Origin of the sequence: Anabaena lutea FACHB-196 (assembly GCF_014698305.1) — a bacterium.
GTDB lineage: Bacteria > Cyanobacteriota > Cyanobacteriia > Cyanobacteriales > Nostocaceae > Anabaena > Anabaena lutea.
In genome coordinates this window covers 181849-207203 of sequence record NZ_JACJST010000002.1, presented here as the reverse complement: position 1 = coordinate 207203, position 25355 = coordinate 181849, and the positions used below count along the sequence as shown (strand labels likewise).

Below are 25355 nucleotides of genomic sequence, written 5' to 3'. Positions count from 1 at the left end.
CAGATCAATGAGGTACAGAATCTAAATTGAAACCTAGACACATTCGCCAGTTTTACTCCTGACTCCTGACTCCTGAATTCTGCTGTAATTAACTGCGATTTTTAGTAATTGGCATGGCGTGTGATTTTGCCAGCTTAAAATCGGAAAATTCGCAAATTGAGTTAAATGGACAAAATCGGCAGTGATTGCCGGGATTTGGTGGAAATATTTTACTAAAATCACTGCTTTCTGTTTGATATTTTTGTAAATCAAGTTGATGTTGGTGGGCTATATTAGCTAACTCAAATTCAAGAGATGCTAATTCATCGTTATTAAGAGTAATTAACTCCGATTTTTGACAAACTTCCAAATTATAAAAAGATGCTACAGCCGTTTTTCCTGGATAAAGATAACGTGCTGCTAATAAATAAACTAATGCTTGTCTTCGGTCAAAAGCCGATTTACCAGTTTTAAAATCTAAAATATGTAAGGTACTATCAGACTCGATAAATACACAATCCATAGCTGCATATAATCGAAAACAATAGTTTTCCTGTTCAATCACAATCGGTTTAGGAAATCCTTCATCACCTGGGGTTAATTGAACAATCCTTTTACCCAAAAGCAAGGGCGAATTTTGATATTTTTGCAAAATTTGTAGTACCCGTTGCTTCACTTGAAAAGTGAAATTGCTTAATTTTAGTAACTGGGCTACTTTTTCTACTCCATCAGATTGAGTTAATAAATGCCGATGATGATGAAACTCATAAACACCTTTTTGGGCAAGTATACCAATGCGCTGGGGTGGAGTAGCTTGCGCTAACAAGGTTTTCACCTGTGGTTCGTGTTGTCTCGCTTTAATAAATCCTCGCCTCATTTGGCAATGCCAACGTTCTTGCCCTGTCGCTGGGGCAACTAAAGACCAAAGGTGATAACTGGCAAAAGGTCTATCGGGGGTTGACATTGCTCAGGTAGAGTGAGAGAAAATACGGTGGGGATACTTGCGGCTACACACGCTTTGCGGGATGCTTCCTAATAGTAAAGATGATGCAGGGGAGAGAGTGGCAAAATGAGCAATAGTAGCAATTCCAGCAAAATAAAATTTGGTACTGATGGTTGGCGCGGCATTATTGCTGATGATTTTACTTTCCCCAATGTGCGGAAAGTCACCAGGGCGATAGCTAGTTACCTGGAAACTGCCTACAGTAAAGATAGACCAGTTTTAATCGCCTACGATACAAGGTTTTTGGCTGATGAATTTGCCCGGACATCTGCCGCAGTGTTGGCTGATTTAGGGTGGAATGTGAAAATTACAGATCGGGATTGTCCGACTCCTGTAATTGCCTACAATGCCCGTCACTTGAATTCCGCAGGGGCTTTGATGTTTACTGCTAGTCATAATCCTGCACCTTATTGTGGGATTAAATATATCCCCGATTATGCGGGGCCTGCCACTCCAGAAATTACTGATAATATTGTGGCAAATATAGAAAGTGCATCTGATGAGTTGCCCGGAAGTAATCCATCAGGTTCAATTTCTACTTTTGATCCGAAGCCCGATTATTTGAATTTTATCTACACTTTACTGGATGTAGAAAAAATCAAAAGCGCGAATTTAAAGGTCAAGTATGATGCCCTTTATTCTACCTCTCGCGGTTATTTAGATGAAGTTTTGCAACAATGTGGTTGCCAGTTAGAAAGTTTCCACGATTGGCGGGATGTACTTTTTGGTGGCGGTATGCCGGAACCGAAAGGGGAACAATTAGTTGAGTTGGTGGATGCTGTCCGTGCTGATAAGGCTGATTTAGGTCTGGCGACAGATGGCGATAGCGATCGCTTTGGTATTGTCGATGAACAAGGTAATGTCCTCACTCCCAATACAGTGCTGTTAGTTCTAGCACGGCATTTGATAAAAAACAAGGGTAAAAGTGGCGCGATTGTGCGGACGGTGGCAACTACTCACTTGTTAGATAATTTTGCAGCTAAGTATGGTCTGCAAATTTATGAAACTGCTGTTGGTTTTAAATACATCGGGGAGAAGATGCGGGAAACCGCTGTTTTGATTGGTGGGGAAGAATCGGGTGGTTTGAGTATCATTGGTCATATTCCTGAAAAGGATGGCGTTCTTGCCGATATGCTGGTGGCTGAGGCGATTGCTTATGAGGGTAAGCCGCTGAGTCAGTTGGTTCAGGAAGCGATCGCAGAAGCTGATGGTCCTTTGTATAACAATCGCTTGGATTTACACCTGACCGAGTCTCACAAAAATGCTGTAATTGACTCTTACACCAAAAATCCGCCTTCAGTAGTGGCGGGAATTAAGGTGAAGGAAGTTGGACGGAAGGATGGGATTAAATTGTATTTAGAAGAGGGTAGCTGGGTGTTGCTGCGTCCTTCTGGTACAGAACCTTTGGTGAGGGTGTATATGGAAACTAACTCGCCAGAAAAACTTAGTCAGATTGCTCAATTTATGGAGAGTGAAATTGCTAAGTTAGGATAAAGAAGGCAGGAGGCAGAAGGCAGAAGGTTTTTTCTCTCTTGCTTTTCTGGTTGAAAATCTCCACTATTACCCCTCTTCGTTTGTGTAGAGGGGGAATTATTTATTAAGTTATGAAAAGTTTTGTGAATTTATTAATATCTATAGTTATAGCTGTTTGGGTGATTGCGATCGCACTTATTTCGGTGCAGAATGCTACGCCTGTATCTTTACGGTTTTTGGTTTTTCAATCAATTCAAATTCCTTTTGGGTTAGTGTTGGCTTTTTCTGTTGCTGTGGGTTTGTTAGGTGTGGCGGTTTTGCAGCCTTTTTGGGCGTTGGGCGCGTCGAAATCTAGGGTTGATGAGGAGGCGGAGTTTTTTATTGATGATGAGGATTTTTAGGGGTTTTTCTCACGCAATCTCCGTCAGGAGATCCCGTAGGGTAGACGCAAAGACGCAAAGAGGAAGAAAAAAGTTTTTTTGTGAGGCGGTTTTAACCGAATTTGGCTTTTAGACAGGGAATTTATTCTCTGGTTTTTATTAAGAATTAGGGTATCTATTCTTGAGTGCTAAGATTTTAGTAAAGTAAACAACTAACTAATTTAAAGTTATGGTTACTCAACCTCTACCCCTAAATACATCAGAGGTCATCTACCCAGACAATGATGGACAACCAATGGCTAATAATACAGAACAGTTTCGTTGGATATTAGTTATTCAACAAAATTTAGATTGGTTATTTGCAGATAACCCTGATGTTTTTGTTGCTGGTGATTTATTTTGGTATCCCATTGAAGGGAAAAATTATATATTCAATGCACCAGATATTATGGTTGTATTTGGACGACCAAAAGGTAAACGCGGTTCTTATTTACAATGGCAAGAAAATAATATTGCACCCCAGGTAGTTTTTGAAATTCTTTCTCCTAGCAATTCTCAAACCGAAATGGAGAGGAAATTAATATTTTATGAAAGATATGGAGTAGAAGAATATTATATTTATAATCCTCAAAATAATCAGTTGAGAGGATGGTTAAGAACGGAAGATGGTTTAGATGTCATTTCAGAAATGGACAATTGGGTTAGTCCCAGGTTAGGAATTAAATTTGATTTATCGGGGGAAGAATTACAAATTTATCGTCCTGATGGGAATAAGTTTTCTTCATATCTGGAAATTTCCCAACTTCTGGAACAGGAAAAACAACGTGCTGAACAAGCAGAAACAGCTTTAGCCGCAGAAAGGAAAAAAACGCAACTTTTAGCTGAAAAATTAAAGGCTTTAGGTGTGAATCCTGATGAAATAGAGTGATAATAAAAAACAAAAATAGTCGGTTTTAACCGACTATTGTTTTTAGACTCTTAATTGATTTTATGGCTGTTCCATATACAGTAAAATAGATAATGATTAATGGTGAAAAATAATGACTAATTTACTTGAACAAGCTATTGCACAAATAAAACAACTTCCTGAAACCGAACAAGATAGAATTGCCTTACTCATCCTCGAAGAAATAGAAGACGAAAGCCAATGGGATCAAGCATTTGCAAAATCTCATGATGTACTTGCTCAACTTGCAGCAGCAGCATTAGCAGAAGATCAAGCAGGTAAAACTTTAGAATTAGATTCCAAAAACCTTTAATGAGGTAAACTGAATTTATGGACTTAACCTATCAAACCGATTTCAATATGTGGGTTGAAGAAACCGCAAAACTATTACTAGAAAATCGCTGGCAAGAAATAGATAAAGAACATTTAATTGAGGAGATTTCTGACTTGGGCAAAAGTGAAAAGAGAGCAATTTCTAGTCAATTAATTCGCTTACTTTTACACTTGCTCAAATGGCAATATCAACCTCAACGACATTCAGACAGTTGGTTAGATTCTATCACAGATGCTCGTACTCAAATTGAATTAACTATTAAAGATAGTCCCAGTCTTAAAAATTATCCTCAAGAACAACTTGAAGAAAGCTATCAAAAGGCACGTCGTCAAGCAGCTAAACAAACAGGATTAATAATTTCTGTGTTTCCAGAAGAATGTCTTTATGATTTAGAGTTAGTTTTAGATGAAGATTGGCTACCAGAATAAAAAAGGCTGAAAAAAGGGCAGGTATCAAACCCACCCTCATCATAACTCGTAGTTGTAATTACGAATTAATTACCAATTATTGGCGCACTTAAAGAAACAGTTTCCACCGCTTTATCAGCCGTTAAAGTTGGTACAGAATCACGCAATCTTGCAGTCAATTGTACAGTTGTAGCGTCGTACATTTGAGTTAGCAACTTGGGATAAAAACCAATGCCGATAATTGGAATCAACAAACAAGCAATGATAAATACTTCACGGGGTTCAGCATCAATCAAAGCTTGGTGAGAAACTAATTCTTCGTTTTCTTGTCCGTAGAAAATTTCTCGCAACATTGAAAGTAGATAAATTGGCGTTAAAATCACACCAACTGCCATCAAGAAAATGACGATGACTTTGAATGTTGGGTTATAAGCATCGCTAGTAGCAAAGCCCACAAACACCATTAATTCCGCTACAAAACCACTCATTCCTGGCAATGCTAAAGATGCCATTGAACAAGTTGTAAACATAGCGAAAATCTTCCGCATTTTTTTACCAACACCACCCATTTCATCTAACATTAAGGTGTGTGTGCGGTCATAAGTTGCACCGACTAAAAAGAACAAACTCGCCCCAATTAATCCGTGAGAAACCATTTGTAAAACTGCCCCACTCAAACCCAAATCGGTGAAAGAGGCAATACCAATGAGAACAAAGCCCATGTGAGAAATTGAAGAATAGGCAATTTTCCGTTTTAAGTTCCTCTGGGCAAAGGAAGTTAACGCAGCGTAGATGATATTTACTACCCCCAAAATCACCAACGCAGGTGCAACGTAAGCGTGGGCATCAGGTAGCATTTGGGCATTCATGCGAATTAAGGCATAACCACCCATTTTCAACAAAATACCTGCTAGTAACATATGCACGGGCGCTGTAGCTTCACCGTGGGCATCTGGTAGCCAGGTATGGAGGGGAATGATGGGCAACTTGACAGCGTAGGCAATCAGGAAGCCAGCGTACAGTAAAAGTTGTAAGTTTAGACCAAAATCTTTCAATGCGAGCGATCGCATATCGAAAGTCACCGTATCTCCATAAAATCCCATTGTCAAGGAAGACAGCAAAATAAATAGCGACCCACCAGCAGTGTATAAAATAAATTTAGTCGCTGCATATTGGCGCTTTTTACCTCCCCAAATCGACAGCAGGAAGTATATCGGTACAAGTTCCAATTCCCACACCAGGAAGAATAACAGCATATCCTGGACTGCGAACACAGCGATTTGACCACCATACATGGCCAAAATCAAGAAGAAAAATAATTTCGGCTTGAAGGTGACAGGCCAAGCTGCTAAAACTGCCAAGGTGGTAATGAATCCAGTCAACAGAATTAGGGGCATAGACAAGCCATCTGCCCCTACTGACCAATTCAAACCCAATTGGGGAACCCAGGGGTAACTCTCCACCAGTTGCAAATCGGGATTGGAGAAATCGTACCCAGTACAAAAAGCGTAAACAATCAGTGCGAAATCTATCAACCCGACAATCAGGGAATACCAGCGCACCGTTTTGCCGTCTTTATCTGGGATGATAGGAAGTAGTAGTGACGCGGCTATTGGGAACAAAATAATCGTCGTCAGCCACGGGAAATTAGCTATATTCATCACAATCAGTCTGCAATTAAAATCTTGTTTGGCAAAAAGTCATTAGTTATTAACTAACAGCTTTTTGGCAATTTTCCCTTCATTGTTAGGTTGATTTAATTAAATTGGTATTTTCGAGCAAGAGTTTTCAGCCTCTATTTCATCAGCGTCTGGTTTTGTTATCAGGTCACATACCTGCTACAAAACTTCATTGAAAATTCACAATCAGTTGATAGTTACAATATATACAGAATGGTAAAGTAATGGGGAAATCAGTAAATTCATTGACTTGAAGTGAACTACAAGCACACCAAAATGAACAAAAACATCTTTATTGCCCTAACCTCAAGCATAGTAGCTGTAGCCGCGATTGGTGCTTCACCTCTCAAATCACAAGCGCTCACCTTTGATTTTACATTTGATAATTCGCCTAATGGCACCGTAACTGCTCCTATCGTAGGATCAGGAACCTTTAGCTTTGACGGAGATCTTGGAGATGGAACCTTCGCACTGACCTCTTTAACAAACTACAACTTTTCCTTTGATTTTGGCGTAAACAGCTTTACAAACGCAAATATTGTAACGCCGGTGGCTAATGTTCTTGTAAAAATCGCAACTATTGGTAGCGATCGTTTCGTCAACTTCGGCGGTTCAGGTGGTGGTCCATTCGGAGGGTCTCTAGACTTTCTAAATCCTAGTCCTTTAAGTTTCCAACCCAATTTCGGACCGCTTTATTTTACAGCAGCTGGTTTTGGAACTTACCAGGGGGTAGCACGGGCAGATGTTACTTCTGTTCCCGAACCAGGTAGTGTCTTAGGTTTATTAGGTTTATCCTTGGGAGCGTTAGTTGCTAAGAATAGAAAAAAGCTGAACCCAGCTTAAGAAAAGTAAACTAAAAAAATAGGCTCTTGTGTTGGTTTTATGCTACGACATTCAAATCAAAGGTTTATAGGAAATCTCAAAACTGCAAAACCCATCAGTGTTAAGAATTCTAGCCTAGAACCGAGTTTGATTTGTTATTTCTAGTCCATAAAATGTATGCGAGAAGCCTATTAATTCTCCATAAAAGAGACGCAAAAACCGATTATTTGCCTGAATCAGGAAGCATGGCTATAGCTTGCGTGGCGTTAGCCATACTCTAAGCTGCGCGAACAGGATTAAAGGATTTATAGGATTTTTTATATATCAAGAATAATTGAACGCAGATAAACGCAGACAGACGCAGACGATAGAAGATAAATTAATGGATTTCTTAATTGCATAGTAGATGAAAATTAATTGAAAATAAATATTTTTATACCTTACATAAAAATCTTAACTCAAAAACACCCCCCACGCCGATAAGCTTCAATTTCTGCTGCTATTTCCTCATCTGTAATCTCTTCCACACCAGGAATAGCCTGAGTTTTATCAAATAAATTCCGCAATTTATTACTAATTGTATCCTGCGGGTTATCTTCAGCTAAAACAATAATCTCCACACGCTGTCCAACTTGAAAAGGTAAATCAGATAAAACTACCTGCTTCGGGTCTTCAATGGTGATATAAGTCTTGTAAGCATTCATGATTTATTCTGCTATTTATCCTATATATAATATTTATGATACTTTTTTATTTTACGTCTTTGCGCGAAATAAAAACTCCAACAATGCCCATCATTAATAACTTGTTGACGAACTGATTTAGAAATAGATAATACCATACATGATTTATTTTTTAATAGGAATTAATTATAAATTATTTTGTCTGAATCAGGATACCCAGGATTAGAGGATTAAGAGGATTTTTTATGAATATTGATCTGGGAATATTTCAGGCTTTTAAGATTAGTTTTTTTCTTCATCCTGAAAATCCTGATATGGCTTGCGCTTGGCGTTAGCTATCAGACAGTAGGGTATCATAAACTCTGCGACTCTGCGCCTCTGCGTGCAAAAAAAATAATCTAGGGGCGGACAAACCGCCCACCCCCATTAAAATCAGGTAACACCAAAAACGATCACCAAGCCCAAAACAGCCCCAAAAACGATTAAGGCATAGAATTGAACTCGACCGCTTTCCAGGTATTTCAAACCTTCACCACTAACCAAAGTAAAGAAGCCAGTTAAATTAACCGCACCATCAACAACGCGGAAATCAACTTCCATTACTTGTCTAGCGACACGACGCAAACCAAGCACAAACACACGATGATAAATATCGTCAAAGTACCACTTGTTCAAAGATAATTCATACAGTGGTTTGATTTTGGAAGCGATCGCAGCAGGGTCAATTTTTCGGGCTAAATACATCAGCACCGCCAAAGTAATCCCCACCACAGAAATAGCCACAGAACTACCCGCCATAATGTAAAACTCATGGGGGTCAAATTCCGCAGCTTTTTCCATGACTTCTGCCAAACTTTCGTTAGGAGAATAGATGAACTGCTCAAAATAATTGGCGTAGGGAGTACCTATCAAACCAATTAACATTGAAGGAATAGCCAACACCAACAACGGTAGAGTCATCGTCCAAGGAGACTCATGGGGAGAAGTGCTGTGGTGTCCGTGGGAGTCATGTGCTGCCAGTTCGCCTTTTTTCATTGCCCCTGGGCCAAAGTTAGGCGCTAGTTCAACAGCACCTAATTTTTCAGCAGCCGCATTCTTGAGTTGGGTTTTGATTTTCTCATCATTACCCCGGAATTTGCCTTCAAATGTCGAGAAATACATTCTAAACATATAAAAAGCAGTAATCCCGGCAGTCACCCACCCAATGAACCACAACAGGGGGTTAGCCGCAAAAGCCGCACCGAGAATTTCATCTTTTGACCAAAAACCAGCAAAGGGAGGAACCCCGGAAATTGCCAAGCAACCAATTAAGAAAGTGATACCAGTTGCGGGCATATACTTCCGCAGTCCGCCCATTAAGCGCATATCCTGCGCTAATACGGCATCATGACCAACAACGCCTTCCATGCCGTGAATTACCGAACCTGAACCCAAGAATAGCATCGCCTTGAAATAGGCGTGGGTCATGAGGTGAAATAATCCAGCAGAGTAAGCGCCTACTCCCATAGCCATCACCATGTAACCGAGTTGGGAAATGGTGGAGTAAGCCAGTCCCTTTTTGATGTCGTTTTGGGTAATAGCGATAGTCGCGCCCAAAAACGCGGTAAATGCTCCAGTAAAGGCAATCACGTTCATAGCTGCGGGAACGTGTTCAAATACTGGATACATCCGCGCAATTAGGAATACACCCGCTGCCACCATTGTCGCCGCGTGGATGAGGGCAGAAATGGGCGTGGGGCCTTCCATTGCATCTGGTAGCCAGACATGGAGGGGGAATTGGGCAGATTTAGCAACTGGACCGAGGAAGACTAAAATCGCAAACAGGATGGCGAGGAAATTGCTAATAGAACCAGTTTCTACCAGTTCTGATAAGCGATCGCCCATAATCATGAAATCAAAGCTTCCTGTCGCCCAGAACAGCCCCAGAATGCCCAACAATAAACCAAAGTCACCAACGCGGTTAGTAACGAATGCTTTTTGACAAGCATCTGCTGCTGCTTTGCGATCGTACCAAAATCCCACCAGGAGGTAGGAACACATCCCCACCAATTCCCAGAAAATGTAAATTTGTACCAGGTTGGGACTGACCACCAAACCCAACATTGAAGAACCAAATAAGCTGAGATAGGCGTAAAACCGGACATAACCTGGGTCATGCGCCATGTAGCCATCAGTGTAAATCATGACTAAGAAGGCTACGGTAGTCACAATCACCAGCATTAAGGCTGTCAGGTGGTCAATAGTGTAGCCCATTGTCAGGTGAAAATTGCCTGCTGATGCCCATTCCAGGGTGCGGAGGTAAGGCTCATGACCTTGAATTTGACTCCACAGCAAGGCCAACGACAGCCCCATAGCTGCTCCCATCAGGGAGATAATTACCACAGCGTTAAGCTGCCGCAGGCGGTTTGTCACCTGATTTAACGAGATTAATCCTAGACCGACCAGCATTGCTCCCAAAAGAGGGAATACTGGAATCAGCCAGGCATACTGATAGATTACTTCCATCACTGACGCCTACTTTTAAAATTCTTGACTAAGTTAGGATAGTAGTGTAGAAGTTTCTTCCACAGGCAACTATCCAGGTCGGAACTGTTAATAATTGTGACACACACCCTAGATGATAAAATACCCCACCTAATGAGCTTTAGGTGGGGTGTTAAGCATGGTTTTAGATTTGGGAACTGGAAAATGGTAAGAGGAAAGGGAGTAGGGAGCAGGGAGCAAGGGGGAAAATTCTTCTCCTCTGCGCCCTGCGCCCCGCCCCTCTGCCTCTTTTGCCTTCTATCAAACTGTGCGGCACTCCAAGTCTGCTGTTTTAGGAATATTGTAAGTTTTATGACTACTACTGTAGTTGAGTTTAATTTCTTCTAAAGCTAGACGTAAATCATCTCTACTGCGAAAACCTTCTAAGCGTTGTCGGACTATGCCTTTTTCAATCAACAGTAAAGTTGGTAGTGATTTAAGTCTATAGGTGGTAGATAGCTTGAAATTTTGATCGGCGTTAACTCCAACAAGTTTAATTTCGTCGCCGCATTGAGCTTGAAATTGCAACAGTAGGGGATGGATGATGCGACACAAGCCACACCAGGGAGCCTCAAAATTAACTAAAACCGGAATTGGAGATTCTAAAACTTCTTGAGTAAATGTCCGCTCACTAACCGACAACACCATGACGCCTCTTGATTTATAAGGTTTTTATATCAAAGTAACTACCAGTATGGGAGATTGGCAAGTCAGCTTTGGCTGATATCAGCGCTAAAATTAGGTGTAAATTAGGTCAAATTTAAGCGCATTTAAGATGTTGCTGACAAAAAAGCCAGCGCGACATTCACGGTGGCTTTTTTTATTGTTCAACTCCTGATTGCCGTTTCCTCCCCAGGAAAGTAACTTGACCAGCAACTACCAATCTAAAATCTCAAACCGACTGAGGAAAATCTCACAGACAGGTATTTACATTCATCCTACATTGATTTGGTGGTAATTGATAAGTCCAAATTTGGATTAAATTGGTATTTTCTGTTTAGATTGGGGATCACTTCAAACTACCATCCTAACCTACTAGTTGCTACGAATAACAGCGGGTGTGACCACCACAGCAACGCCACAAAAATACTAACCCCTACATAGGCAGGGCGGAGAAATTCCTGCCATTGGAGAGATTGACGACCATCAAGAATAGCTTGAAAGGGAATAATTGAAGTTCGCTGTTTGACTGTTTCAAAGGCTTCTCCGTAGCGGTTGCTTAAGCGCCGCTCGCCATGCCAAACCCCAAATAAGTGGTGTAGCACCAAACCCAATGATGTCACAAGTGTAAAGCTAGTTCCTAGCCAGAGAGTATGGGCAACACACCAAATGACTTGTCCCACCATTTGGGGATGACGGGTAATACGAATAATTCCTGTCTCATAGAGATGAACTTGGGGCTTTTGAATAGCCGCAATTTCTAGTAGATTGAATGTAGCAGGATATAAAAATAAAAAGGAAATCGCTGACAGCACCCAAACGAGTGGTTGTATTCCTGGTATACCTTGGACTTGCCAAAGTTGCCAGCCATCATAACGATGATTAAAAAAGTAAACAATTAAGATGACAGCCAAGGGTAAGCTGATTAATGCAAATAAAATGCGATAAAACCTCGGTCCGATGTAGTTTTCTGCCCAAGGACGCAAAGCCGCGCCGCCACTGTGCGCGATCGCAAAAGCTAACTGTAACCCCAGCATGACAAAATGACTGGAGGTAAACCAAGGATTCGGCATCATAGACACAACTCAATTCAAAATTAAAAATTAAAGAATTCAAAATGAAAGAAGCTAGTATTGGTAAGCATCTTAACCTTTAACAGATTATACACAAGAGGACTTTAGCCAAGATGTTGTGGTAATGTCTTTTGCAAGTCCAGCCTCTCAGTTGAAGTTGTAATAAATCATGCCTGGCTTATTGCTGTTCACCTTGATTTATTGCCAAAATCGCTCCTTTCAAAGTTTGTGGGTTGAGCCTTATGTCTGACCTTCCTTTCACTTTAGATCAGTTACGCATTCTCAAAGCGATCGCCGCAGAAGGGAGCTTCAAACGCGCCGCTGATAGTCTTTACGTCTCCCAACCAGCAGTCAGTTTGCAAGTACAAAACCTGGAACGCCAACTGGATGTCCCCTTATTTGATCGGGGAGGACGACGCGCCCAATTAACCGAAGCAGGGCATCTACTCCTGAGCTACGGTGAAAAAATCCTCAGTCTGTGCCAAGAAACTTGTCGTGCGATTGAAGATTTACAAAATCTCCAAGGCGGTACTTTAATTGTCGGGGCTTCTCAAACTACCGGCACTTATCTTTTGCCGCGCATGATTGGAATGTTCCGACAAAAGTATCCAGATGTGGCAGTGCAATTGCACGTCCACTCTACCCGCCGCACGGCTTGGAGTGTGGCTAATGGACAAGTAGATTTAGCGATCATCGGTGGAGAGATTCCCGGTGAACTGGCAGAATCTTTAGAAATTGTTCCTTACGCAGAAGATGAACTGGCGCTGATTTTACCGACATTCCATCCCTTTGCTAAACTCGAAACAATTCAAAAAGAAGACCTATATAAACTACAATTCATTGCTCTCGATTCTCAATCTACTATCCGCAAAGTCATTGATCAGGTGTTAGCACGCTGTGAGATTGATACCAGGCGTTTTAAATTTGAAATGGAACTAAATTCCATAGAAGCTATTAAAAATGCTGTGCAATCTGGTTTAGGGGCTGCCTTTGTCTCTACTTCTGCGATCGCTAAAGAATTGCAAATGGGTGTGCTACACCGTACGCCCATTGAAGGTGTAGTTGTCAAGCGAACCCTGTGGCTGATTGTTAATCCCAATCGTTATCGTTCCAAAGCAGCAGAAGCCTTCAGTCAGGAAATCTTACCTCAGTTTGCTACTCCTGGATGGAATGAAGATACGTTAAAATTATCACCAAAGGATCTACTCGGAACTACATTAGATACCGTAACGCTCAATTCATCTAACGCAGACTAAACATTTTGTCAAAGGTTAACAGTCATTAGTACCGCAGGATATCCGAGAAAGCGGTACTAATGACTAATGATTAATGACTAATGACTAAAAACTAATATGGAAGTTTACTGCACTCGTCCACATTGTTCGCGCCCAAAAAACCATTTTGCTGATTTAGATGATATTACAAATTTAAAAACTACACAGCAAAAATACTGTACAAGCTGTGGGATGCCACTGATTTTACGCGATCGCTATTTGCCAATTAAACTTTTGGGACAAGGAGGATTTGGCGCGGCTTTTCTAGCGATTGATCGTGATACACCAAAAATGCGTCAATGTGTAGTTAAGCAATTTCAACCAAGTGGTAATTTAACAGAAGAAGCCTTAGAAAAGGCAAGAACTCTATTTACACAAGAAGCAGAAACTTTAGAAGAAATAGGTAATGAACACAAGCAAATACCTAACCTATTTGCTTTTTTTACTATCACACTTCCCAGCTTGCAACCAAGTCAGCCAAACCAGTTTTTTTATTTAGTCCAAGAATATATTGATGGCCAAAACCTGGAAGAAGAATTAATTCAAAATGGGAATTTTTCTGAAGTCCAAGTGCTAGAAATACTCCGAGAAATTCTCCCAGTACTGACTTTTATCCACGACAGAGGCATTATTCACAGAGACATTAAACCCTCTAATATCATGCGTCGTCGGGATGGTAAACTCTTTTTGTTAGATTTTGGTGCAGTTAAACAAATTGCCAATTCCCCTTCTGGTTCTGCTGCTTCCACGGGCATCTATTCTATGGGATTTGCACCACCTGAACAGATGTCAGGAAGTCAAGTATTCCCATCTACAGATTTATATGCTTTTGCGGTTACTCTCCTCACTTTAATGACAGGACAAGAGGCAAATCAGCTATTTGATGCCTATACCAACCAGTGGAAATGGCGTTCTCAAATCACCGTTAGCCCCCGATTAGCTGATATTTTAGATAAAATGCTGCTGGCTGCTGCTAGTCAACGCTTTCAGTCAGCGCAGGAAGTATTGGAAGCCCTTTTTGCTCCCTCAGTTCCGCCAACAGTATTACCACAACCACCTCTACCACCAATACAACAACCACCTCAGCGGCCAATACCAGTTCAACCGGCTTTTGCAACTTGGGAACTATTAGCTGGGGCGGCTTTTAGCGGTTTTGAGGGAGCATTAATAGCGATCGCTCTTTTTAGTTTAGTCAAAAATCCGATTATTACTTTAGCTATTGCTTTTGTGATTTTAGGAAGTCTGATTTTTAGTCAAACTCAGCGCTGGATTGAAAAATTTGATCTGCTCATTATTCCCACAATTAGTTTGGCAATTATATTTTTCATCCCTTACTTACGGGGAGGTCTTGCTATTCAGCAAATATTGATTTTTACAGTTGCTGCTGCTTTAATAACTATCGCTATAACAACCTTATTTAAACTTATTTATAAATTATTATCTTCCATACTTTAGAACCAATTAACTTTAAGAAAGCCACGTATGTCTCACAAGAATGAAACGCTTCGGCTGCTTTTATCTTTTATTATTACCTGTGGGTTAATTTTTGGAGGACTATGGTTTTTAATGGAACGTTGGGCAAAAATTAATAGTTCTAATTCTGAAAACTTAGTTGATAAATCGAAAAGTCCGAATTCATCACCTAGTTGTAATGTAGCCAATATCCCTGAAGGCACATTTAACTATGGTGGAAGTACCACCTGGTCTCCCATACGTAAAGACGTAGATTCAGTACTGCAAACAATTTGCCCTCAGTTTATTTTACGATACACACAACCCCTTTTTGATAAACCCGGTTCAGGAACTGGTATTAAAATGTTGATAGATAATCAACTAGCTTTTTCTCAATCATCTCGTTCAATCAAAGCAGAAGAAAATACACAAGCTCAACAAAAAGGATTTAGTCTCAAAGAAATTTCTGTAGCAATTGATGGAATTGCCATCTCAGTTCACCCTAAACTTAATGTATCTGGTTTAAGCGTTGCCCAAATTAAAGATATTTACACTGGCAAAATTACTAATTGGCAACAGGTAGGTGGATTAAATCTACCTATTACACCTTTATCTCGTAGCAAAGAAGCAGGAGGAACAGTAGAATTTTTTGTGGAAAATGTCCTCAATAAAGAGCAATTTGGTAGCAATGTTAGTTACATTGGAACAACGACAGAAGCTATTAGAAAAATAGCCACTACTCCAGGTGGAATTTACTACGCTTCGGCTCCAGAGATTGTCCCCCAATGTACAATTAAATCCCTCCCAATCGGGCGGACAAGCAGTCAATTAGTTGCTCCATACCAACAACCTCCAATACCTCAATCTGAATGTCCTGGTAAGCGTAACCAGTTGAATGCTCAAGATTTTCGTAGTGGCAATTACCCAATAACCCGCAATTTATTTGTGATTGTCAAACAGAATAGTCAAGCCGATCAACAAGCTGGAGAAGCTTATGCAAATTGGTTACTAACACCTCAAGGTCAAGAACTGATTGAAAAGGCTGGATTTATCAGAATCAAGTGATTTAAATTAAGCCAGCAGAATTTTGTCAGAACAATTAAATAGCAAATTCCACCCTATTAAAACTCAGTTATGTCAAACAAAAATGAAATTAAAATTTTAGTCTTATCTCTACTATTGACAACAGGTTTAGTGGGTGGGGGGATTTGGTGGTTTATTCATAGTTCTGGGTTTAATGTTGGGAGTAATACCACTTCAAATCAAACCAATAATAGTAACAAATCAATTAGCGAACGGATTAGTTTTGGAGATAAATCCTTAACTCCCGGAGAAATATCTTCAGCTAAAAAAGACGGCATAGAGGCTTTAGCTAACAAAAGTTATGACAAAGCAATTGCCGATTTAACAGCGTCCCTAAAACTCAAACCAAATGATCCAGAAGCACTGATATATCTGAATAATGCCCGGATTGGAAATAGCAAAAGTTATACTATTGTTGCATCTATACCTATTGGTACTGACCCCAATGCTGCTTTAGAAATTTTACGGGGTATTGCTCAAGCCCAAAATGAAATTAATGCTGCTGGGGGAATGAAGGGAGTTCTCTTAAAAGTAGGCATAGCTAACGACGATGATAATCCAGAAATATCTCAACAAATTGCTGCCAATTTAGTTAAAAATTCGGAAGTATTAGGTGTAGTTGGTCCTAATACAAGTGATGCAACTTTAGCAGCAGGTGCTGTTTATACTTCAGGAGAACTTGTCGCTATTTCTCCTACCAGCACTTCAGTAAAACTCTCTAACTTTAGCCGCTATGTTTTTCGCACGGTTCCCAGTGATTTTATGGCTGCGAGAACCTTAGCTAACTACATGGTCAAAACCTTGCAGAAAAAGAAAGCTGTCGTTTTCTTCAATTCTCAAAGTAACTATAGCCAATCTTTAAAATCTGAGTTTGTTTCCTCTCTGGCTTTGGAAGGTGGACAAATATCTAGCGAGGTTGATTTATCTCAGGGTAATTTTAGTGCCGCTAAAAGTGTAGAACGGGCAATTCAGGAAGGAGCAGAAGTGTTGATGTTAGCCGCGAATACTGAAACTTTGGACAAAACATTACAAGTAGTTCAAATGAATCAGAAACGCTTAACTTTACTGGGAGGCGATGATGTTTATAGCCTCAAAACTTTAGAAGTTGGTGGAGAACAAGCAAAAGGAATAGTAGTAGCAGTTCCGTGGCATATTGATGGTGAGGCCAAGTCAGATTTTCCCCAAGCGTCTCGCAAGTTATGGAGTGGTGATGTAAGTTGGCGTACTGCCCTTGCCTATGATGCCACAAAAGCGTTTATTGCGGCACTAGAAATTAATCCCACCCGGTCTGGAATTCAACAAGCTTTAGTTTCGTCAGATTTTGCAGCTACAGGTGCTTCTGGAGCAATTCGCTTTTTACAATCAGGCGATCGCAATGCCCCAGTCCAACTTGTGAAAATTGTTCCCGGTAATCGCTCCCGGACTGGGTATGATTTTGAGCCTATCCGAGACAAGTTAAAATAATTCGTAATTCATAATTCGTAATAATGCCTCCGGCAGGCTACCGCCAACGTAATTCGTAATTCGTAATAATGCCTCCGGCAGGCTACCGCCAACGTAATTCGTAATTCGTAATTCGTAATTCGTAAACAGGGAACAGGGAATTCTTAATTTTTTCCGCGTCTCCGCATAATAGCGATTGATGGATTAGCAGTAGCAGTCAACCCCAAGCTGAATATCCCAGGATTGACAGTAGATCAATTGAGATCTATATACACAGGCAAGATCAATGAATGGAATCAAGTCGGTGGTTCCAATCTGACTATCAAGCCATTTTCACGCCGTATTAGTGATGGCGGTACAGTTGAACTTTTTGTCCAAGACATTTTGGGTGGTCAAGCTTTCAGTCCCCAAGTCGAGTTTGTCTCTACGACCACCCAAGCCTTAAAAAAGCTGGCTGATAGTCCTGGTGGCATCTATTACGCTTCTGCCCCAGAGGTTGTTCCTCAATGTTCCATTAAACCCTTGCCTTTGGGGCGAACGCCAGGGCAATACATTGCTCCTTACCAAGAACCATTTATTTTCCCTAATGAATGTCCTAATAAGCGGAACAAATTGAACATCAAGGCCTTTCAATCCGAGGAATACCCGATTACCCGAAATCTGTTTGTGGTGGTTAAACAGAACGGTCAGAACGAGGAGCAAGCAGGCTTTGCTTACGCCAATTTACTTTTAACAGAGCAGGGACAGGAACTAATTACCCAGGCTGGGTTTGTTAAAATCCGCTGACTCCTGCTAGTTATGGCTTTGAAAATAGCAGCTACCAACTTATATGCTCAGAATGTGGCTTCTAACTGTGCTTTAGTTGGCTCTATTAATCGATTCTGCTGGCAAGCAAATCAAATTATCCCCTTGGGTGAGGATGAGGCCGCGTTGACGCAATTTACCCATCAAGCGGGTAACTGTGACACGAGTTGAACCAATCGCGCTCCCAATTTGGGCATGGGTGAGGGGGAAGGGTAGGCAATAACCACGAATTACATCGGGATCTGTTTCGCTCATTGCTGGCTCTCCGTATTCCTCAATCAACAAGGTGAGAAATCCTAGGAGCCGATCAATTGTGCGCCGTTGTCCCAAGGCACTTAACCACAAGAGTTTGCGCTGGTGTTGATACCTAAACGCATCCATGACTTCACGGCGGAAGTGAGGCCAGTTATCTAAATCATGCCAATACATCCATAACACCGCAGTTTGGTCAACGTGGGCATAAGACTGGAGTGTAAAGGGCGATTGAGCAACGATTTCAAATGGTTGCCCTGCTCCCACAAAACCCAAAAAGGCTTCTTCTGGGGTTCTGTTGATACGTCGAGATGTTAGTTGACTGGCAGTCGCACTGACTTGGGCTGTTCCTACCATGCGGATTGCCCCTCTTTGCACTAAATAGAGCAATCCAGGTCTAGCTGGAATACGCTCATCTTTGCTGAAGGTGCGGCAGCGGTAGTGTTCTTGGGCCCAATCAAGAATGCGTTGCCAAGTTAAGAAAGGCCGTGATGCTTCGGAAAAGGAAGATTGAGATTGCATAGGTAACAAAGAGCGTTCGGCTGAAGACAAAGACGTAATAAAAAGGTGCAAGGAGTGTCTTTGTGTTAACAGGGTTGGCTTAACGCCCAGTAGCGTCAGCCGTCTAAAGTGTAGAAAGCAAATTTGCTATCTACTCTTCTGTTATACTTCTTACTGTACAATGAAGGTAGTAAAGTTTACTCATGATTCATCGATTATTCATGAAATTTTATCCTACTCTCATTTTTCTTTACCTAGAGTTAACTTCTATCTAAAGGTGGATGGAACAGGATAAAATGATCGTATCCACAAAAGTTTCCCAAAGATCTACGTGCATCAACGGCTACTTTTTAAGAAGTATACATCAATTAAACATTTAGTCTATATCCATTTCATGAATTTTCTAAGTGATTCTACTAATTATATGGAAATTCTATGCATAGAAGATGGAAAAATTCCTCTATATCAAGGTAGAGATGATGAAAAGATTTTGTATATTTCCAGTTTAGCTTTACGGCTATCAAAGTCTCATAATTCACAAGCTATGGAAATTGCCAGCGAAATGGTTGCTTATTTATCGGCTCACTGTGGCGAAATTTTCAAAGTTAAAATAGTTCCCCCTGTTTGGATTTATGTAGAACTTACTCATCTTACCTTAGCAGATTGGTTGCACAGTATTACAGTTAAAAATACTGAATTAAAAAGTATAGAAAATAATTGCTCAATCATAAATACTGATAAATTAGTATTTACTATTCAATATAGCCATGCACGGTGCTGTTCATTATTACGATTAGCTCACCGAGAGGGATTGATTGAACTTGTCGATAATAGCCTGAATCTGGGGGATTTCCAGTCCGCGCAATCCATACCGTGGCTTGATGATGAGCAAAAATTGCGTCTCAATCAACCAGATGAAGTTCGTCTGATTCAACAATTGTTAAAATTGGTAGATGATTTGGTATATCCTGATGCAGGTAGTTCCGTTAACTGGGGAAAAGCAGGGTTAAAGTTGAGCCAAGCTTTTGATAGTTTCTGGCGTAATTGCCGGATTTGGGGTGAAGTGAAAATTAATTCCTGGGAATTAGCCCAAGCTAGACTGGGATTGTTGATGGCTACTCAGTTGGTGTTAAGGTCTGTTTTAGAGACAAAATTGGGGGCTTTTGCACCTCCAGAGTTATAAATTTGATTAATTCTACTCAAAGCTAAATAAAAATTTTGATTACGGATATTGACTCAATAAATCTCCTCGGTTATAGTAGCAGGTGTGTGAGGAGCGAACCAAAGAAGACACCGAGACGAAACACGGCCAGTCGTCGGTGTCTTTTTTGATGTTTAAAGTAGAAACTTTTCCATTGCTACCGCTGCTCCATCTGCTTCTACATTAGGAGCTACCCAATTAGCGATCGCTTGCACTGGTGGTGGTGCGTCACCCATAGCCACACCAATTCCAGCATATTCAAGCATTTCCACATCATTGAAATTATCGCCAATAGTCATCACATTATCTCTTTCTAATCCCAGCAGTTCTTCTGCAAGGTAGCGCACAGCAGTTCCTTTATTAACAAAGGGGTTGGCTGCTTCCAAAAAAGTGGCAACAGATGTGGTTAAATATAGCTCTGTGGGTGTGTATTGAAGGCGTAAATTCCCCAAAAGTTCATTGATAATATTTACATCGTCACACAACGCTAAAACCTTGGTCGGTTCATCAGTTAAAACTCGACGCAAATCACCCACGGGTATGGGGGTGACACCGCAGCGTACCGCATAACTTTCTGTTTCTCTGGTAATTTCCCGCACATAAAGTTTGTCATTAACGTAGAAATGGACAGAAAGTAAAGAACGCAATGGCGGCTGTTCAAAGTAATCTAGTAATTGCTGGGTAATTTCCCTAGAAACAGGTAAATGACGATGAATTTTTTGGTTACTTGGTTCTTGAATCCAAGCACCTTGATAAGCTGCTAATGGTAGGGTAGATTGAATTTCTTGATGAAACCGCAAAGCTGAACAATACATTCTCCCCGTAGCTAGGGCTACCTGAATGCCTTTTGCTTGCACCGCTGCGATCGCTTGCTTGACAGTTTTACTTAAGTTATTAGAATGTCCAGCAATTGTACCATCTATATCTAATACTAGTAATTTAATTTGTTTTCCTACTATAGCTAGATTGCTAGTTGATAGTAAATCAGTGGTAGATACTTGCTGCATAAATTCCCCAGCTTTTAAGTGCTAGTAAGAGATTAACAGGCTCATCTGGGAATTGGGGAGTAATGGGAAGAATTGTATAATCTTAACTTCGTAAAGTATATTATTTACATAATATTTATTTATAAAAAAAATATAGTTAAGACTTTTTTTAATGATTTTTCTCGTATCTATACTGAAAAAATATATTTATCCAATGTGTTTTGCAAGTATAAATACAGATGAAGCTTCGGCTGTTTAGGCATTAAAAGCTTGTTAGGTTTAAGTTTCTAACACTAGACAAATTTAAAGAATCAGTAAAGCCTAGGATACAAGTATAGACACGGATATTGAGATAGTTATATAAACAAAAAAGCGATAACAGCAAAGCAGACTGTCTTATTAACACAGTTCAAGTAATTCATAGATAAAAAGGGTAAATACCATGAAAGCTCAAAACCTACTTATATCTGCTAGTTTAGTTATTAGTTCAGTTGTAGCAATGGCTGCTTCTGCTCAAGCGGCAAGTTTTACCACAAATTTTACCCCCAATAATCCTGACCCTAAGGCCGATATCTGGCTACAGTCCGTTACACAGAATGGTAAGACAGTCAGTAATTTTTCCTTAGTTAAAAGTGCTGATATAATTTACAACGCACCTAAAGTTATTGGAATCCAGAACAGTGGTGCAGCTAGTACGGATAAAGGTGATAATGCTTCTGGTCCTTCTGCAACTAATGAAGACCCAACAGGGGCGGAAATTGCTGCATTCTTAGGTAACAAAAACTTAAATAACATCATTGACACTGAAGATAATGGTACATTTGACATAAATGTATTCTTCGATAGCTTAATCAAAGAAGATAACTCAGGATTAGATAGCTTGTACTTCTGGGAACGGGGTATGAATAGTAGCTTGGAAATTCAAGCTCTAGATGCTGCTGGTAATTTAATCGGTAATTCTTTAAAATTATCTGCTAGTCAACAAAACTCTGCTGGCTTCAGCATAGACACAAAAGAAATTTATGGATCTCAACAAGTAGGTTCTTGGGGAGTCACCTTAGCACAGTTAGGAGTCACAGAGTTAAAAGGTTTGAAATTAACAGCTGATGCCAGTTTCAACGGTCCTGATTTTAAAGTAGTTGCTAGAAAAACTACTCCTGAACCTAACGCAATGATTGGTTTAGGCGCAGTAGCTGCACTATCTTTTCTCCGTCGTCAGTCGAAGCAAGGTTCTTCTTGGAAGTCTGCTAAGTAATATTGTACTAAAGTACGCTTAGGAATGTTTGTGAATTATCAATTTGTATACAGTTAGCAGTAGCATGATTAAAAATATTTTGTCATAGCCTACTATTGCTATAAAAATTATACAACCAAAAAGCTGAGGTAATCAACCATCAGCTTCTTACCTAATTATTTTAAGAGAGGTCGGATATTCAATCAACTCTTAAAATAGGATATGTCCAAACATTCGGTTAACCAGTTGATTTCAGATTTCGCAACCACAACCAGTCCCACCATCATCCTTGTAGATGGACACTCTTTGGCTTTTCGTTCCTACTTTGCTTTTGCTAAAGGTAAAAACGGAGGACTACGTACAAAAGCAGGTATTCCCACTAGCGTATGTTTTGGCTTTCTTAAGTGTTTGCTAGAAGTAATAACCACACAACAGCCACAAGCAATGGCTGTAGCTTTTGATTTAAAGATACCAACTTTTCGTCATGAAGCTGATGATACTTATAAAGCTGGACGTGCAGAAACACCAGAAGATTTCATTCCCGACTTAGCAAACTTACAGGACTTGTTAAATGGTTTTAATTTACCAGTTTTAACTGCACCAGGGTATGAAGCGGATGATGTTTTGGGAACTCTGGCACAAAAAGCTGCTGCTGCTGGGTATCGGGTGAAAATTTTATCAGGGGATAAAGATTTATTTCAACTGATAGATGCTGATAAAGAAATTACTGTTTTAAATTTTAGTCCAGAAGCATTAAAACGTTCTACAAATAGTATTACTGAATTTAGAGCAGAACAAGTTAAAGAAAAATTAGGCATATTACCTACACAAATTGTTGATTACAAAGCTCTTTGCGGTGATAAATCAGATAATATTCCTGGGGTAAAAGGAATTGGAGAAAAGACAGCCGTAAAACTGCTCAATACTTATAATTCTCTTGAGAATATTTATTCGGCATTAACCGAACTCCAAGGTACGATTAAGGAAAAATTGATTAATGGGAAAGAAAATGCTTTCCATTCTCGTTATTTAGCGCAAATAGTTGTTGATGTTCCTCTAGAAGTTGATTTAGAAGATTGTAAATTAACAGGATTTGATACCAGAATTCTTACACCAATTTTAGAGAAGTTAGAATTTAACAATTTTTTAGATAAAATCAACGAACTCCAACTTAAATTTGGTGGAGAAGTTAAATCAAATCCCCAAGTAGATAAACCAGAAACAAATAATATTGATGAAGATGATGATTTGTCATTTTTCAGTGCTGCTGAGACAGCAGAAGCTAAAAAACAATCTGCTTCACCAATTCAGCCACAAATCATTAATACCGAAGCTAAATTAATTGAGTTGGTGAACCTATTAAAAACATTCACTAATCCAGAAACACCCGTCGCTTGGGATACAGAAACAACTGCATTAGAACCTAGAGACGCGGATTTAGTAGGAATTGGTTGCTGTTGGGGAAAGGAAGCAAATGAAGTAGCTTATATTCCTTTAAATCATAAAGTTGGGGAAAATTTAAATCAAGATTTAGCATTAGCTGCATTGCGTCCAATTTTAGAAAGTGCGGAATATCCTAAATCTTTACAAAACGCTAAATTTGATCGCTTAATTCTCAAGTGTCAGGGAATTAATTTGACAGGAGTGGTGTTTGATACCATGCTGGCAAGTTACTTGATAAATCCAGATATTAGCCATAATTTAAGTGATTTATCACAGCGATATTTAGGATTAATAGCAAAAAGTTATGTTGATTTAGTTCCCAAAGGTAAAACCATTGCTGATATAGATATTCCTGCTGTTGCTGATTATTGCGGAATGGATGCTTATTCGACTTTTGGGTTAGTCCCAAAATTGCGAGCAGAATTAGAAAAAACTCCGGCTTTAGATAAACTACTGCGAGAGGTTGAACAACCGTTAGAAGCAGTTTTAGCCCAAATGGAATATACAGGAGTAAGAATTAATTCAGATTATCTGCAAGAACTTTCTCAGCAGTTAGAAACAGAATTAGCAAAATTAGAAATAACAGCGACTGAAATTGCTGGGGAAAAATTTAATTTAGGTTCTCCCAAACAAATGAGCCAGATTTTATTTGAGAAATTGGGATTAAGTACTAAATATTCCCGCAAAATTCAAACTGGGTATTCTACAGACGCAGCAACTTTAGAAAAACTCCAAGAAGTTGATAATACTGGTTTTGTGGATGCGATTCTCGAATATCGGACTTTATCAAAATTAAAATCTACTTATGTGGATGCTTTACCAGCATTGGTACATCCAAAAAGTCAACGCTTACATACAGATTTTAACCAAGCTGCAACTTCAACTGGTAGGTTATCTTCTTCTAATCCAAATTTGCAAAATATCCCGATTCGTACCGCTTTTAGCAGACAAATTAGAAAAGCGTTTTTACCTGAATCAGGTTGGTTAATGGTAGCTGCTGATTATTCACAAATTGAATTAAGAATTTTGGCTCATTTGAGTCAAGAACCGATCTTACTGAAAGCATATCAACAGAATGAAGATATTCACACTGTCACAGCAAAATTAGTCTTTGAAAAAGAAGAAGTAACATCAGAAGAACGTCGTTTTGCTAAGACAATTAATTTTGGTGTAATTTATGGGATGGGTTCTCTCAAATTTGCTCGTTCTACTGGTGTAGATAAAGCTAATGCGAATGAATTTATTAAGAGATTTAATGAACGATATCCCCTAGTATTTAAATATTTAGAGGGAGTGAAAAAACAAGCTATTTCTCAAGGTTATGTAGAAACCATTTTGGGAAGAAGGCGTTATTTTGATTTTACTAGTAATAGTTTACGCAATTTAAAAAATCGGAATATAGAAGATATTGATTTGAGCAAATTGAAAAACTTAGGTGCGTATGATGCGGGGTTATTGCGTTCTGCTGCTAATGCACCAATTCAAGGTTCTAGTGCTGATATTATCAAAATTGCTATGGTGCAATTACATGAAGTTTTAAAGAATTATCAAGCACGGTTGTTGTTACAAGTTCACGATGAATTGGTGTTTGAAATTCCTCCTCAAGAGTGGGAAGAATTGCAACCGCAAATTAAGTCGGTGATGGAAAATGCTGTGAGTTTAAGTGTGCCATTATTAGTAGATGTGCGTGCGGGTGAGAATTGGATGGAAACCAAGTAAT

Annotated in this window: 21 protein-coding genes and 1 pseudogene; 14 read left to right on the top strand and 8 right to left on the bottom strand. The window is 39.8% G+C overall.

Annotation, left to right across the window (positions count from 1 at the left end; genetic code table 11):
• Nucleotides 1–88 precede the first annotated feature (88 nt).
• A complete protein-coding gene (locus H6G59_RS03155) occupies nucleotides 89–943 on the bottom strand; it encodes a PD-(D/E)XK nuclease family protein (protein ID WP_190711713.1) in 855 nt (284 codons plus the stop codon).
• Between the two features lie 105 nt (nucleotides 944–1048).
• On the opposite strand from H6G59_RS03155, the gene H6G59_RS03150 reads away from it, so the two are divergent.
• The 5 genes from H6G59_RS03150 to H6G59_RS03130 all read left to right on the top strand — a co-directional run bounded on the left by H6G59_RS03150 (nucleotide 1049) and on the right by H6G59_RS03130 (nucleotide 4543).
• Entirely contained in the window at nucleotides 1049–2476 is a 1428-nt protein-coding gene (locus H6G59_RS03150) for a phosphoglucomutase/phosphomannomutase family protein (RefSeq protein ID WP_190711712.1), read from the top strand.
• Nucleotides 2477–2586: 110 nt separating this feature from the next.
• Nucleotides 2587–2856, top strand: coding sequence for a lipopolysaccharide assembly protein LapA domain-containing protein (locus tag H6G59_RS03145; protein ID WP_190711711.1), 270 nt, complete (start codon nucleotides 2587–2589; stop codon nucleotides 2854–2856).
• A 208-nt stretch (nucleotides 2857–3064) separates the two neighbouring features.
• Nucleotides 3065–3763, top strand: a complete 699-nt coding sequence (locus H6G59_RS03140; protein ID WP_190711710.1) for a Uma2 family endonuclease — start codon at nucleotides 3065–3067, stop codon at nucleotides 3761–3763.
• A gap of 112 nt (nucleotides 3764–3875) precedes the next feature.
• Complete coding sequence (locus tag H6G59_RS03135; protein WP_190711709.1) at nucleotides 3876–4094, top strand: hypothetical protein; 219 nt, start codon at nucleotides 3876–3878, stop codon at nucleotides 4092–4094.
• Nucleotides 4095–4111: 17 nt separating this feature from the next.
• A complete protein-coding gene (locus tag H6G59_RS03130; RefSeq protein ID WP_190711708.1) occupies nucleotides 4112–4543 on the top strand; it encodes a DUF29 domain-containing protein in 432 nt (143 codons plus the stop codon).
• A 65-nt stretch (nucleotides 4544–4608) separates the two neighbouring features.
• Here H6G59_RS03130 and ndhD1 read toward each other — a convergent pair whose 3' ends face one another.
• Complete coding sequence (ndhD1, locus tag H6G59_RS03125; protein ID WP_190711707.1) at nucleotides 4609–6183, bottom strand: photosynthetic/respiratory NAD(P)H-quinone oxidoreductase subunit D1; 1575 nt, start codon at nucleotides 6181–6183, stop codon at nucleotides 4609–4611.
• A gap of 294 nt (nucleotides 6184–6477) precedes the next feature.
• Here ndhD1 and H6G59_RS03120 point away from each other — a divergent pair, with 294 nt between their 5' ends.
• Nucleotides 6478–7044 carry a PEP-CTERM sorting domain-containing protein gene (locus H6G59_RS03120; RefSeq protein WP_190711706.1) on the top strand — a complete coding sequence of 189 codons (567 nt, stop codon included), beginning with the start codon at nucleotides 6478–6480 and terminating at the stop codon, nucleotides 7042–7044.
• Between the two features lie 437 nt (nucleotides 7045–7481).
• On the opposite strand, the gene H6G59_RS03115 is transcribed toward H6G59_RS03120, so the two are convergent.
• The 4 genes from H6G59_RS03115 to H6G59_RS03100 all read right to left on the bottom strand — a co-directional run bounded on the left by H6G59_RS03115 (nucleotide 7482) and on the right by H6G59_RS03100 (nucleotide 11965).
• On the bottom strand, nucleotides 7482–7727 hold the full coding sequence (locus H6G59_RS03115; protein WP_190711705.1) for a hypothetical protein: 246 nt from the start codon (nucleotides 7725–7727) through the stop codon (nucleotides 7482–7484).
• Nucleotides 7728–8138: 411 nt separating this feature from the next.
• Nucleotides 8139–10211: an NAD(P)H-quinone oxidoreductase subunit 5 gene (locus tag H6G59_RS03110; protein ID WP_190711704.1), complete on the bottom strand. Its 2073-nt coding sequence runs from the start codon at nucleotides 10209–10211 to the stop codon at nucleotides 8139–8141.
• 279 nt (nucleotides 10212–10490) lie between these two features.
• Complete coding sequence (locus H6G59_RS03105) at nucleotides 10491–10877, bottom strand: thioredoxin family protein (RefSeq protein ID WP_071188574.1); 387 nt, start codon at nucleotides 10875–10877, stop codon at nucleotides 10491–10493.
• Nucleotides 10878–11248: 371 nt separating this feature from the next.
• Nucleotides 11249–11965, bottom strand: a complete 717-nt coding sequence (locus H6G59_RS03100) for an NnrU family protein (RefSeq protein WP_190711703.1) — start codon at nucleotides 11963–11965, stop codon at nucleotides 11249–11251.
• A gap of 239 nt (nucleotides 11966–12204) precedes the next feature.
• On the opposite strand from H6G59_RS03100, the gene H6G59_RS03095 reads away from it, so the two are divergent.
• From H6G59_RS03095 to H6G59_RS03075, 5 genes and pseudogenes are all read left to right on the top strand, one after another.
• The gene (locus tag H6G59_RS03095; RefSeq protein ID WP_190711702.1) at nucleotides 12205–13218 is read left to right on the top strand and encodes a LysR family transcriptional regulator; all 1014 of its coding nucleotides are present in this window, start codon (nucleotides 12205–12207) and stop codon (nucleotides 13216–13218) included.
• Between the two features lie 96 nt (nucleotides 13219–13314).
• Complete coding sequence (locus tag H6G59_RS03090; protein WP_190711701.1) at nucleotides 13315–14691, top strand: serine/threonine-protein kinase; 1377 nt, start codon at nucleotides 13315–13317, stop codon at nucleotides 14689–14691.
• Between the two features lie 27 nt (nucleotides 14692–14718).
• Nucleotides 14719–15753, top strand: a complete 1035-nt coding sequence (locus H6G59_RS03085) for a PstS family phosphate ABC transporter substrate-binding protein (protein WP_190711700.1) — start codon at nucleotides 14719–14721, stop codon at nucleotides 15751–15753.
• Nucleotides 15754–15822: 69 nt separating this feature from the next.
• Nucleotides 15823–17235, top strand: a complete 1413-nt coding sequence (locus H6G59_RS03080; protein ID WP_190711699.1) for an ABC transporter substrate-binding protein — start codon at nucleotides 15823–15825, stop codon at nucleotides 17233–17235.
• A 168-nt stretch (nucleotides 17236–17403) separates the two neighbouring features.
• Nucleotides 17404–18000 (top strand): annotated as a pseudogene (locus H6G59_RS03075) (substrate-binding domain-containing protein); the annotation flags it as partial.
• Nucleotides 18001–18072: 72 nt separating this feature from the next.
• On the opposite strand, the gene H6G59_RS03070 reads toward H6G59_RS03075, so the two are convergent.
• Entirely contained in the window at nucleotides 18073–18831 is a 759-nt protein-coding gene (locus tag H6G59_RS03070) for a Crp/Fnr family transcriptional regulator (RefSeq protein ID WP_127054735.1), read from the bottom strand.
• Between the two features lie 271 nt (nucleotides 18832–19102).
• On the opposite strand from H6G59_RS03070, the gene H6G59_RS03065 reads away from it, so the two are divergent.
• The gene (locus tag H6G59_RS03065; RefSeq protein WP_339327917.1) at nucleotides 19103–19954 is read left to right on the top strand and encodes a DALR anticodon-binding domain-containing protein; all 852 of its coding nucleotides are present in this window, start codon (nucleotides 19103–19105) and stop codon (nucleotides 19952–19954) included.
• A 152-nt stretch (nucleotides 19955–20106) separates the two neighbouring features.
• Here H6G59_RS03065 and H6G59_RS03060 read toward each other — a convergent pair whose 3' ends face one another.
• A complete protein-coding gene (locus tag H6G59_RS03060) occupies nucleotides 20107–20979 on the bottom strand; it encodes a Cof-type HAD-IIB family hydrolase (protein ID WP_190711697.1) in 873 nt (290 codons plus the stop codon).
• A gap of 421 nt (nucleotides 20980–21400) precedes the next feature.
• On the opposite strand from H6G59_RS03060, the gene H6G59_RS03055 reads away from it, so the two are divergent.
• Both H6G59_RS03055 and polA read left to right on the top strand, forming a co-directional pair.
• A complete protein-coding gene (locus tag H6G59_RS03055) occupies nucleotides 21401–22213 on the top strand; it encodes an exosortase-dependent surface protein XDP2 (protein ID WP_190711696.1) in 813 nt (270 codons plus the stop codon).
• A gap of 201 nt (nucleotides 22214–22414) precedes the next feature.
• Nucleotides 22415–25354, top strand: a complete 2940-nt coding sequence (polA, locus tag H6G59_RS03050; protein ID WP_190711695.1) for a DNA polymerase I — start codon at nucleotides 22415–22417, stop codon at nucleotides 25352–25354.
• The last annotated feature ends 1 nt before the right edge of the window (nucleotide 25355 follow it).